We start from the raw sequence: 12664 nt of genomic DNA on the forward strand, positions 1-12664 counted from the left end.
CTTCTTCTAATCCTCTGCATTCATGTGGGCAGGTTGCCCGGTTGATGCAAGTAGGGTTCTCCACAAAGTGCTTCTTGTAGGCTGCAAAACCTTCCTTTCCTGGATCGCAATATCGATAGGGAGATGGGTAAATACATTATTCCACATTCCGATGACTATATCCGTCTTCCCCGCCATTCCAGCATGGACAGCATTCTGGGCCAGGAAGCCGCAGAAAATAGAATCTTCCGGGTTCGCAGGAATAGAACGAATGATATAACTAGGATCGATGTACTTTACGTTTACCTCGATCTTCTCCGATTTGAAAAAATCCTGGATGGAATTCTTGAGATAGACGCCGATATCACCCAACTTCAGATTTCCGGAGGCGTCTCTTTCTTCATTCTTTCCGAAGAATTTTTGGCCCGCACCTTCTGCCACAATGATGACAGCATGTTTGCGTGTTTGGATCCTCTTCTTTAAGATGTCCAAGAAGGCGCCCTTCCCTTGCAGATCAAAATCAACCTCAGGGATCAAACAATAGTTCACATTCTGAGAAGCGAGAGCAGCATTCACTGCAATAAAACCGGAATGACGGCCCATAAGCTTGACCACACCGATCCCGTTCGGAGCTCCCTTGGATTCCACATGAGCGCATTCCACCGCTTCCATTGCCTTGGAAAATGCAGTAGAAAAACCGAATGTTTTTTGCACGTAATTGATATCGTTATCGATGGTCTTGGGCACGCCGATGACGGAGATTTGCTCCCCCCTTCTCTCGATCTCCTTTACGATCTCCTTGGCTCCCCTCAATGTCCCGTCCCCTCCTATACAGAAGAGGATCTTTACACCGTACAAGGAGAGACGATCCACCATATCCGTGGCCTCTTGGTTCCCACGAGAGGAAGCGAGGATGCTTCCCCCGTCCCTTCCTATATGGGCCACGTTTTCCGGGGTCAGCTCGATCGGCTTATGATCGTATTTCTTGACCAAGCCTTGGTATCCGTATGGAAAACCAAGGATCCGTTTCACTCCATATCTATAATTTAATTCCATCACGATGCCGCGGATCACGTCATTGATCCCGGGACAAAGACCGCCGCAGGTTACGATCCCCGCGGTCACGTCCTTGGGATTGAAATAAATTTCCTTTCTAGGCCCGGCTTGCTCAAAGAATTCCACCCCGGCGCTCTTGTATTCTTGCCAACTTTCATCCGTCTCAAAGACGGTCCTAAAAATGACCTTCGATTCGTCAGCAGTATAATATTCGTAACCAGCGGGACTTTCTATCTTGCAGGGTCCGAAGTTTTTGATCCGGGTATTCATGCTAGCTCGCTTCCAAAAGAATTTTCAAAAGGACATTTTTCGGAGAATAAGACGGATTTTTCATTGGCAAAGCAGATAATTTCGTCATATATCAATAAATATAGGGTGGAAACGAATCCAAAGATGGCAGATGATCTCGATTTCCATATGCATACGCCCGGACCAGGCCCCAAAAAAAAGACCCATCCATATCTCCCTATTTTAGGCCCCTTTCTTCTCAGTTTGTCGGTGCTATATGCAGAAAGCAATTCCCCTTTTTGGGATTCCTTCGGAGTATTTTCCTCGAAGAAGTCTCCGATCCAGCTAAAAGGGTCCTCTAACGAAACAAATGAGAAGAAGGAAGAAGAAACACCAGTGCGTTTCTTCTCCGCGGCTACATTCAAACATCCTTATGAAATGAAAGTCTTCGAGGAATATTTCCCGAACGAGCCTTCTGCCTTAGAATCCATCCCAGGATTTACAACCAAGGCACCTTCTCAACCGAGAGTCCATTTACAAAAGAGAGAATTCTTTTCCTTATATCCTGCATTCGGAAGAGAAGAAATATTCGTGATGGGCTTAGCCATGAGCCAAAGCAAGGATTCGAAGACAGAAGCCTACGTAGGAACTGCTTCGGAAAAGAGAGCGTACGATCCGTTAACCGACGTTCGAAGCACTACGGCTGCATTGCCCGGAGGAAACCAAAACCTTTCCAAAGGATTGGATAACCAAGCGGGGAATATACTCTTCGGTTATCTATTGGGACGCGCCGGGATCCAAATGGACGTGGGCTGGAGAATGGCAGGGAATAACGTGGGTTTGGCGATCCCCGAATCGGCAAAGTCTTCTATCGGGATCTCGTATTCATTGATCTCGAATACGAGCACGCTGAACAAAATGGATTTCTTTTTACAATTTTCGGGGATCAAACGCTTCAATGACAAGACCTTCTTAGTCGTCGACACACCTCCTGCATTCAGGGGCTGGCAGCAAGGCTACGAATATTATGTAAACCCAGGCTTTTCCATCTCCACAAAGAACCTGAGCTTCGAAGGATTGGTCAGACTACCGCTCCACCAGCCATTCCCCAATACGGACGGATTGTTGACCCCGGAAGTCCAAGGCCTTTTGGGAGTGAAGTATAGATTCTCCGAAAGTTCTCCAAATAGCCCGAAATAGAGTGGATGGTTAGGTCGGATTTTGTAGTAACTTCGACGGCTTTTGGGTGCTTCTTTTTGTATATTCCCTCAATCCACCGGATTTTCAGAACATTCTAAAGCGTTAATCATGAAAAAAACCTCTGTATTGCTTCTGATACTCTTCTCTTTGTCTCTACGTTCGGAGGAGTCGGTTTATACCAAAGCAGGAAAGAAGGTTCTGCTTAAGGACGACTATACCTGGCAATATGCTCCAGATCCAAAGTCGCAGATAGAAAAGAAACAAGGCTCGGCCCGAAATTTAGCAAAAAACAAGGACATGAGTGCGAGCGCAAAGAGTAAATTCGGCAAATATTCCATCTTCTTTAATCCCAACGATTGGAACCTTGTGGCGAGCAATCCTGAATTTGCAGAGTTCCATTTCGTCAATCCGAGCAAAAGTTCGAATGCAATGGCGATCTATGACGGAGCAGAAATTCCGCTCGAAAACTTTCCAGAATTACTCATTCTAAGCATAAACCAATCCGACCCGGAAGCACGGATCCTAAACATTGAGGATTGCTCCATCAACGGAACATTAGGCAAAATAGTGACCTATAAAGCTCATACCAAGGGCCTTAAATTGATTTTCTATACTTTCATTACCAGTGGATCCTTCGGTTCCATCCAGTTCTCCACCTTCACTTTGGAAAACCAGTTCGACAAAGAGAAGGCGAACTTTGAGAAGTTATTGTCTGGATTGGTTGTGGATTAGGAAGGTTTGTCGAAGATACTACAAATTCTTCTTTCGATCGAAGGCCAACTGTAGATCGAGCTTGTTGATTTGCTCTTTTTTTCTACCAAATCTCAAAAGTAGAACGGAGTTTGCACTCTGGTCGATCACATCTATCTGAGTTTCCGTTACTGGGCAACTCACCTCGTCGCAGCTGATCTCACGGACCTTCAGCCAAAGATCTTCTCGACCGATCTTTTCTCGGATTTTCGAGGCCAACCAAGGGTGGAATGCAAATTCAGCCCCAGGAGCCAGTTCATAAGAATATTCACTATGAGCTACGTGCCCGGGACCTGTAGTAACTTCGACAAAAGGCTTCATCTCTAGTTAGACTTTCGAAACTGCCTCTTGGGGGTCATACGCCAAATTTGGAGCGAGCCATCTTTCTGCTTCCGAAACGGAAATTCCCTTCCGTTTGGCATAATCTTCTACCTGATCCTTATTGATCTTTGCAACGGCAAAATACTTCGCTTCCGGATGCGCGAAATAAAGTCCACTGACAGAACTCGCTGGCCACATCGCAAAATGTTCGGTAAGGGTGATCCCAGTATTGTGCTCCGCATCCAGCAAATCGAATAAAGTCCGTTTTTCCGTATGGTCTGGACTCGCAGGATATCCCGCAGCAGGACGGATCCCACGATACTTTTCGCGAATCAATTCCTCGGCTGAAAGATTCTCATCTGAAGCGTAACCCCAAATCTCTTTACGGACCTTCAAGTGCATGTATTCGGCGAATGCCTCGGCAAATCTGTCACCGAGCGCTTTGGACATTATAGAATTATAATCATCTAATTTAGAATCAAATAAAGCAGCAAATTCTTCCACGCCATGGCCCGCAGTAACCGCAAATCCACCGATATAATCGGCAACACCGCTTTCTTTCGGAGCAACATAATCCGCCAAGCAATAATTAGGTTCTTCTTTGCCTTCCTTACTGATCTGTTGACGAAGAGTATGAAAGACCTTCTTTATTTTTGTTCGACTTTCATCTTCATAGACTTCTATATCGTCACCTACGCTATTTGCGGGGAAGATCCCGATCACCCCTTTCGTGCGGTAGCGCTTATTCGGAATAATATCTTCCAATAGCTTCTGAGCATCCTTAAATAGCTCTCTTGCTTGCTTTCCATAAGTTTCATTCTCTAGGATAGAAGGATACCTGCCCTTTAACTCCCAAGCCTGGAAGAAAGGAGACCAATCTACATAAGGAAGAAGCTCATCTAAAGATATCTCTTCGTCAAAAACCCTTACTCCAACGAAATTCGGCTTAGAGACTTTAGTGACATTCCAATCAGTCACATAGCGATTTTCTCTTGCATCTTCGATGGAGACTAACTTACGATCGCTTCTAGTATTAAAATAGATCTCTCTTTGGGTTTTTTGATCCTCTTTGATTTGCTTCACATACTCTTCTTTTAGGGAAGGATTCAAAAGCTTTCCAACTACGTTTACTACGCGAGAGGCGTCGATCACATGCACCACAGGCTGATCATATCTTTCGGAGATCTTAACAGCAGTATGGGCGGAACTTGTAGTGGCTCCACCGATCAATAAGGGAATATCAAAACCGGTTCTTTGCATCTCCGCAGCCACATGGACCATTTCATCCAAGGAAGGAGTGATTAATCCGGATAAACCGATAATATTTACGTTATGAAGTTTGGCTTCTTCCAAGATCTTCTCGCAAGGAACCATCACTCCTAGATCAATGACCTCATAATTATTACATGCGAGGACTACACCCACGATATTCTTTCCTATATCATGAACGTCCCCCTTTACTGTTGCGATTAGGAATTTCTGTTTGGCAGAACTCTGAGTACGTTTACGATTCTCTTCTTCCATATAAGGAAGAAGATACGCCACAGACTTCTTCATTACTCGGGCGCTCTTAACCACCTGAGGAAGGAACATTTTCCCTGAACCGAATAAGTCCCCTACCACTCTCATTCCGTCCATAAGCGGGCCTTCGATCACATTTAACGGCTGATCGTATTTTAGTCTCGCTTCTTCAGTATCTTGATCGATATACTCGATGATCCCTTTGACGAGAGCATATTCCAGTCTTTGTTCGACCGTTCCTTCTCTCCAGGCTTCTTCTTTCTTCTCAACCTTATCGCCTGATTTGACAGATTCCGCAAACTCGATCAATCTTTCAGTAGCGTCCGGTCTTCGATTCAAAAGTACATCTTCTACTTTCTCTAAAAGGTCTTTCGGAACCTCTTCATATACAGCAAGCATTCCAGCGTTAACGATCGCCATATCCATTCCTGCACGGATCGCATGGTATAGGAATGCAGAGTGCATCGCTTCTCGAACCGGATTATTCCCGCGGAAGGAAAAAGAGATATTACTCAGACCGCCACTGATCTTCGCACCAGGGCATTTCTGCTTAATTTCTTTAATCGCTTCGATAAAATCGACTGCGTAGTTATTATGCTCCTCGATCCCTGTTCCTACAGTCAGGATGTTCGGGTCGAAGATGATATCGAACGGAGAGAAATTTGCCTTCTCTACTAATAAATTATAAGCGCGCGCACAAATACGGACCTTATCATCTTTGGTAGCCGCCTGGCCCTGTTCGTCAAAAGCCATTACTATGACTGCCGCCCCGTACATCTTAACCAAGCGCGCCTGAGCTAAGAATTTCTCCTCCCCTTCCTTCAAAGAAATGGAGTTAACGATCGGCTTTCCTTGGATACATTTTAATCCAGTTTCCAGAACGGACCACTTCGAACTATCGACCATGAAAGGGACTTTTGCAATATCAGGTTCTACTGCGATCAAGTTTAAGAAATGTCTCATGGAGGCTTCCCCGTCCAAAAGAGCTTCATCGAAGTTGATATCGATCACGTTAGCTCCAGCTTCCACCTGTTGAAGGGCGACTGAAACTGCTTCTTCAAAATTTCCTTCTAGGATCAACTTCTTGAACTTCGGAGATCCAGTTACGTTAGTTCTCTCTCCGATCAGAATAAAGCCCGTATTCTCATCAATATTCAAAGGCTCCAAACCTGATAGTTTAGTCTTCTCTTGAATAGAAGGAATGATCCTAGGCTTCTTATTCCGAACTGCCCTTGCACCTGCAGAAATGTGAGCAGGAGTCGTTCCACAGCAACCGCCAGCAATATTTAACCAACCTTGATTGGAAAAATCGTCCAAGTAATTCCCGAATTCTTCCGGAGTTTGATCGTATCCACCAAAAGCATTTGGAAGACCCGCGTTCGGATAACAGCTTATATAACAACTCGATATTCGAGAAAGCTCCTCGATATAAGGCCTCATTTCACCTGCGCCTAACGCACAGTTGATGCCCACAGAGAGAGGATTTGCATGATAAATAGAATTATAAAATGCCTCAATCGTTTGTCCCGATAGAGTTCTACCGGATGCGTCTGTGATAGTTACGGAAATTGAGACAGGAATTCTTACCTGCAAATCATGAAATACATTTTCAATCGCAACAATGATAGCTTTGAGATTTAAAGTATCGATATTTGTTTCAGTCAGAAGAATATCGACTCCTTCTTCCACAAGTGCTCTCACTTGCTCATAAAAAGACTCAACCAGTTCATCGAAAGTCACTGCTCTAAAAGCCGGATTATTTACATCTGGAGAAAGAGAAGCGGTTTTAGTAGTTGGACCAATCGAACCTGCGAGAAACAGAGGTTGATCCGGGTTCTTCTTCGCAAACTTCTCCATTGCAGAGCGAGCCACTCGAACTGCTTTGCGATTCAGCTCGTCCACGTAAGCCTGGGCATGATAATCCGCTTGAGAAATACTATTTGAACTAAATGTATTTGTTTCTAGGATATTTGCCCCGGCTTCTAAAAATTTAAGATGGATCTCTTCGATCACTTCCGGTTTAGTAATTACTAATAGATCATTATTCCCCTTTAACGCAGAAGGATGATCTTTCAGTCTTTCATCCCTGAAATCGGCTTCGGTCAAACCGTACTGTTGGATCATGGTACCCATCGCTCCATCCAGTACTAATATTCTCTCTTCTAATAACTTAAGAAGCTCTTGAGACTTGGGATTCGTATATGCGGGAAATCTATTTTTCATAATTCTCTAATATTACATTGTCTATCTAGTAGAGGAGTCTTCAAATCGCGAATGATCGGCAACTTCTTAGATTCTGTTGCGTTGATACCGATCCATTCTTTCCATATTACTGGAACTTCATCCTCGGGAAAAATCGCGTTCACGGGACATTCTCTCAAACAATCGTTGCAATGAATGCATATATCCGGATCGATCAAGAGGTAATCCTCCCCTTCCCGAAACGCTTCGACCGGACAAGCCGCGGCACAATAAGTAATCTTACATCCTATACAAGGAGGAGTTACTACATATGCCACGGCCAAATACCTTACTTCAAACGCAGATCAGTAGCGATAGTGCTCTGGTTTGAATGGACCATCAATTGGAACTCCGATATACTCGGCTTGCTTCGCGTTCAACGTTGTTAAACGAACCCCCAGTTGCTCCAAATGCAAGGCCGCAACCTTCTCATCCAGTTTCTTAGGCAGTCTGTAAACGCCGATCTCGTACTTGTTGTTCCAAAGTTCTATCTGAGCCAGAACTTGGTTCGTGAAGGAGCAAGACATTACGAAAGAAGGGTGACCAGTTGCACAACCGAGGTTTACAAGACGACCTTCTGCAAGAACGATAATAGATCTTCCGTTCGCAAAAGTATATTTGTCGACCTGAGGCTTGATCTCTTTCTTAACCACACCGGATTCTGAATTCAATCTAGACATCTGGATCTCAGTGTCAAAATGTCCGATATTACAAAGTATGGATCCGTCTTTCATCGCTTTCATGTGTTCAAGAGTAATGATGTCGTCGTTTCCAGTCGAAGTTACTACAAGATCAACGAACTCGATCACATCTTCTACTCTTAGAACTTGGTATCCTTCCATAACGGCCTGGAGAGCGCAGATCGGATCGATTTCAGTAACGATCACGCGAGCGCCAAAATTTCTTAGGGAAGCTGCTGAACCCTTACCCACATCTCCATAACCACAAACTAAAGCAACTTTCCCCGCCAACATAACGTCAGTTGCACGTTTAATACCATCAGCCAAAGACTCACGGCATCCATAAAGGTTGTCGAATTTGGATTTAGTAACGGAGTCGTTTACATTGATTGCCGGAATTTTCAATCCGCCCTTCTTCAAAAGCTTTTCGAGCCCCTTTACACCTGTAGTAGTTTCTTCAGAAACACCTTTAATTTCGGTCAGAAGTTGCGGGAACTTCTCATGAACATACATAGTAAGGTCCCCGCCGTCGTCCAGGATCATGTTCGGGCCCTTTCCATCTTCAAAGAAAAGAGTTTGCTCTACACACCACCAGTATTCTTCTTCAGTTTCGCCTTTCCAAGCAAATACAGGCACGCCGGTTTTTGCAATAGCCGCCGCTGCGTGGTCTTGTGTGGAGAAGATATTACAAGAAGACCAGCGAACCTCAGCTCCTAACTCGGTAAGTGTCTCAATCAACACAGCAGTTTGGATCGTCATGTGCAAGGAACCAGCAATACGAGCTCCTTTAAGAGGCTGTTTGCCCTTATATTCTTTGCGCAAAGCCATCAAACCCGGCATTTCTTTCTCAGCAAGAATGATCTCTTCGCGGCCCCAATCTGCGAGAGAGATATCCTTAACTTTATATTTTAAACCTTTTTCTTGTACTGTAGCGGACATTAAAGTCCTCCTCTTTTCTTAGCTTTAATAATTAATACTTTGAAGTATTTCTGTGACTCAACTTCCTCGATGGATTGAACTTGAAAGCCAGTATGCTCTAACCAATCTGTCAAAAGCTCAGGTTCGAAGCCTAACCATAAATCCGCGAAATTGTCCCGCATGATCTCTTGATTATGTTTTTTTAAATCAACGATAATGAATGTTCCATTCTCTTTTAAAACGGAATGAACTTCTCTCATGGCCTTCGCAGGATTAGAAAGGTGGTGAAGGACCATCGAAGATACGACAGAGTCTGCTTGATTTGCTAATTCGACAGGGAGAGATTCAATTTCAGATTCTAAGAAATGAACCTGCGAATTGTTCAAAAATAAGTTCTTAGCTTCCTTGATCATCTTCGCTGAAGAATCAATTCCAAGAACCTCTTGGCTTTTCGTTAATAAATAAGGAATCAGTCCACCCGGTCCACAACCAAGGTCGAAGATCCTACGAGAATGTTCCGGCAAAAGCCCTAGGATCTTATTCCTATATAAAACCGGATCCAAAACATCGCTTTGAATCGTTTCCCAGTTTTGTGCAACGTCATCAAAGTACTTAGCTGTCTTAAGGTCTCGCTGCTTTAAAATTCCCTTTGTCTTTGCTAAGTCTTGTTCAGAATAAGGAAGGCTACTTTCAAATTTCAGTAATAGTGCATGCAAATGAGCAGAAAAGTCGTCAGTCTTTCCAAGTTCCTTTGGTCGGTAATAGACCCAAGACCCTTCTCTTTGTGAAACGAGAAAGCCCGCATCAGTAAGGATCTTTAAGTGCCTAGAAATACGAGACTGCCCCATGTAGAGAACTTCAGTCACTTCCTGAACATTTAGAGGTGCAATAGACAAGATACGAAGAATTCGAACTCTAGTTTCATCCGATAAAGCCTTTATTGCGAGAAGTATCTCCTTATCGTTGCCCGAATACTTTAAAGGGGCGAGCCCATCAGGAGTCCCAGCCTTCCCAGTAAATGGTTCGTAAGCTGCAACTGACTCCCGGCCCATAGAGACATCTCGAATACTCATATCGATTCTTTCAGCATATCAAGATATCTTGATTTCTTCAAGCAAAATATTTAAGAATCTGCGTTTCATTATGTCTTCTGCTGACAAAATTCAGCTAAATCCAATGGGTAGACCCTCTGGGCAGGTAAAACCGGGTCGGACACTGAAATGAAAATAGCCTTATTTCTTGCGCCTCCAAATCTAAAACCCTGGAAACGTGCAAAACTTCAATTGCTGGAGGCTTTCGCCCATTCCAGAAATCGCTCAAAAACTTTTTCATGAATTTACAAGAATCCCAAAAGATCATCAAGGCAATGAGCAGATTTATTGAGACACCATGACCAATCGCGATACTCTTTAATTCCTGATAGTGTGCTTCAATCGGGCGATAGCTATGCCGAATTAGGTTCAGACCCTTTTCTTGAAACGTAGTTCGCAATGAACTTTTTCCTAAGTAGTCTTGTGCTCGAAGAAGATGGGAATATCTTCCTCGGAGAATTCCTAAATAATATTGAAAGTTATTCTTATAAACCGAAGGAATTTGTTCCCATAATTCTAACGGGATCAATGCGGTGGATGGATAGGAATGTTTAAGGATTTTATCCTTCTTTTCAACTTTATCTTTTTGAAAAACAACTGATAGGCTCATACCAAGTATCAGCTCCAGTTACTTCAAAGTGATCGCAAAAAAATGAGATAGTGTGGTTTTGTCGTAGATACTACAAAACTTTCGAAGAAATCAATCTGTCGTTTTAGTATGATGCAATAGTTCTTGATTTTGCAATTTTTGATCTCTTAATAACTTATAATTATCTTCGCTGATTCTTTTAAATCCATCGAGAATTTTCATTTTCTCTCGCATGAATTCCTCTAAAGGTTGCTTCAAAAGCCCTTGAGGAGATAGCACGGCTTCTTCATTCGCTTTTACTGGAAAACTTTGCCCGTTGTCTGTAGTAACTCCGACCTCCCCTTCTTTCACAAAAATGCCATTTGGAATATCAGAGTCTTCATGTTCAGGATTATCTTTTTTCTGATCGTCCGTTTCCTCACTTAAAGCGAATTGTGTACCACGAACACCTGCATTATAGGAAGGAGAAGAAACAGCAAAATCTTCCTTCTTCCCGCTTTTATCTACTCTAGCGAAAATCTTTCCCGAAACGAGGGCGACTTTCGATTTATTCTCCTTTCCATCCGAACTCAGTTCTGCCAAGCGAACTTTCGTGTAGGGAGATATGCGAACGACTACGGAAGGCCCAATCTGTAGATCAACCTTTCCTTCTTTTGTTTCTATTTCATCCTGCTTTTTTAGAACAACGTTCTTTTTAAGGCTTACTTTTTTGCCATCTTGAAGCCCGGAAGCTTCTCCAACCACAAATAGAACGATAGCAACCTCATCTGCCGCGAATAAGGAATGAAGATTCACACCGAAGGATAACAGAAATATTGATATTGCGAGAATTTTTCGGAGGTTCATCAATAAGCGCCTATTGTATTTCTTTTCTTACTTTGCTTAAAATTGTTTCAGGAAATATAATATTGACAACAACTAAAATTTCACTATTTTACCGGAATTTCTGCATCGAACGGAAAATAAGTCGTTTGAACAGAAGAGTCTTCGTTTTCGTATACTTCTTTCACTAACTCGAAACTCAATTGCTTCTCCTGCGACGTGACCACTGGGAAATTGAAATACTTATTTGTATGAGTTAATTTCTTTCCGTTTGCTTCTCGTTCAGCGGCGAACTCTAAGTGACTTTGGACTCGATTTTGTAGTAACTTCGACGAAACTCCGCCCGCACTCAACAGCTTCTTCCTAGCAATCGATAAAATCCCAGGATCTAAATCAAACCCCACGCTATTCCGAGAACTCAATAGAGCGGCTAAAGAAGTAGTCCCAGTGCCCAAAAACGGATCTAAAACGGTATCCCCTTTGATAGAAAACATATTCACAAGGCGATAGGCGAACTCTAATGGGAAAGCGGCAGTTCTCTCGCGCGAAGCTCCTACATCCTTAAAAATCTGCCTTTCTCCTTTCAATTCCCAGATATCGGAAAACCACTTATTTCTTTCTTCCCAGAAGAAGGCGCTATTTCGTCGTATCTCCACTTCTTCTTTCGAGTATTTTCTTAAAGAACCTCTTCGAAAAACGAGAATGTACTCATGCTCGTAAGTAACATAAGCACCAACTGGAAACATCCCCGAGCCCATGAACTTAGTGGGGGAATTAGTTTGTTTTCTCCAAAGGATATCCGGTAAAGAAGTGAAGCCCAGATTCCGGCATACTTGTAGAATTCGAGAGTGATTTGAGAAAAGGGAGAATTCTCCTCCGATACTTCTTGTCGCATCCCCTATATTGACTAAAAGGATCCCCCCGGGTCTTAAGACACGATAGCATTCCTTCCAGACCAGATCCAATTGGACGTGCATACTCTCAAAAGCATCGTTGCCTAAATTTTTAGTTAGGAATTTCTTAGTGTTCTTATCCCAACTTTTAAAGAGATCGTCCCACATCTCTACCATTGGATAAGGGGGAGATGTTAAAACAAGATCCACACTCTCGCTGGATAGCGCTTTCATTCTCCTGGAATCGGAATGGTGTAGATAATGTTTCGTATTCGGAACCAATACAGTTTTCATATTGGTTCCGATTTCAGGAGAAGGTGATCCAAAAGAGAAAGATCAGAGTATAATTGGATATTTTTCAAATTTAGAATATTA

General features: G+C 43.2%; 11 protein-coding genes. 2 read left to right on the forward strand and 9 right to left on the reverse strand.

The window, feature by feature from the left end:
- Nucleotides 1-6: 6 nt before the first annotated feature.
- On the reverse strand, nucleotides 7-1305 hold the full coding sequence (locus EHO57_RS08990) for an ATP-dependent 6-phosphofructokinase (protein WP_135646715.1): 1299 nt from the start codon (nucleotides 1303-1305) through the stop codon (nucleotides 7-9).
- A gap of 123 nt (nucleotides 1306-1428) precedes the next feature.
- Between EHO57_RS08990 and EHO57_RS08995 the strand changes: the two genes are divergently transcribed.
- On the forward strand, nucleotides 1429-2463 hold the full coding sequence (locus EHO57_RS08995; RefSeq protein ID WP_210412601.1) for an LIC_20087 family outer membrane protein: 1035 nt from the start codon (nucleotides 1429-1431) through the stop codon (nucleotides 2461-2463).
- A 108-nt stretch (nucleotides 2464-2571) separates the two neighbouring features.
- Nucleotides 2572-3195 carry a DUF3157 family protein gene (locus EHO57_RS09000; protein WP_135646472.1) on the forward strand — a complete coding sequence of 208 codons (624 nt, stop codon included), beginning with the start codon at nucleotides 2572-2574 and terminating at the stop codon, nucleotides 3193-3195.
- A gap of 18 nt (nucleotides 3196-3213) precedes the next feature.
- On the opposite strand, the gene EHO57_RS09005 is transcribed toward EHO57_RS09000, so the two are convergent.
- The 8 genes from EHO57_RS09005 to EHO57_RS09040 form a co-directional block, all read right to left on the reverse strand.
- A complete protein-coding gene (locus tag EHO57_RS09005; RefSeq protein ID WP_135646473.1) occupies nucleotides 3214-3534 on the reverse strand; it encodes a hypothetical protein in 321 nt (106 codons plus the stop codon).
- A 6-nt stretch (nucleotides 3535-3540) separates the two neighbouring features.
- A complete protein-coding gene (gene metH / locus EHO57_RS09010; protein ID WP_135646474.1) occupies nucleotides 3541-7278 on the reverse strand; it encodes a methionine synthase in 3738 nt (1245 codons plus the stop codon).
- The gene (locus EHO57_RS09015; protein ID WP_135646475.1) at nucleotides 7275-7574 is read right to left on the reverse strand and encodes an indolepyruvate ferredoxin oxidoreductase subunit alpha; all 300 of its coding nucleotides are present in this window, start codon (nucleotides 7572-7574) and stop codon (nucleotides 7275-7277) included. Before EHO57_RS09015 ends, metH begins: the two co-directional genes overlap by 4 nt.
- A gap of 27 nt (nucleotides 7575-7601) precedes the next feature.
- Complete coding sequence (gene ahcY, locus EHO57_RS09020; protein WP_135646476.1) at nucleotides 7602-8915, reverse strand: adenosylhomocysteinase; 1314 nt, start codon at nucleotides 8913-8915, stop codon at nucleotides 7602-7604.
- Nucleotides 8915-9967 carry an ArsR/SmtB family transcription factor gene (locus tag EHO57_RS09025; RefSeq protein ID WP_135646477.1) on the reverse strand — a complete coding sequence of 351 codons (1053 nt, stop codon included), beginning with the start codon at nucleotides 9965-9967 and terminating at the stop codon, nucleotides 8915-8917. The genes ahcY and EHO57_RS09025 overlap by 1 nt, the downstream gene beginning before the upstream one ends.
- A gap of 94 nt (nucleotides 9968-10061) precedes the next feature.
- Nucleotides 10062-10595 carry a DUF1564 family protein gene (locus EHO57_RS09030; RefSeq protein ID WP_135646478.1) on the reverse strand — a complete coding sequence of 178 codons (534 nt, stop codon included), beginning with the start codon at nucleotides 10593-10595 and terminating at the stop codon, nucleotides 10062-10064.
- 90 nt (nucleotides 10596-10685) lie between these two features.
- The gene (locus EHO57_RS09035; RefSeq protein ID WP_135646479.1) at nucleotides 10686-11420 is read right to left on the reverse strand and encodes a FecR family protein; all 735 of its coding nucleotides are present in this window, start codon (nucleotides 11418-11420) and stop codon (nucleotides 10686-10688) included.
- 83 nt (nucleotides 11421-11503) lie between these two features.
- A complete protein-coding gene (locus EHO57_RS09040; protein WP_135646480.1) occupies nucleotides 11504-12583 on the reverse strand; it encodes a DNA-methyltransferase in 1080 nt (359 codons plus the stop codon).
- Between the last annotated feature and the right edge of the window lie 81 nt (nucleotides 12584-12664).

This window comes from Leptospira langatensis, assembly GCF_004770615.1.
GTDB lineage: Bacteria > Spirochaetota > Leptospiria > Leptospirales > Leptospiraceae > Leptospira_B > Leptospira_B langatensis.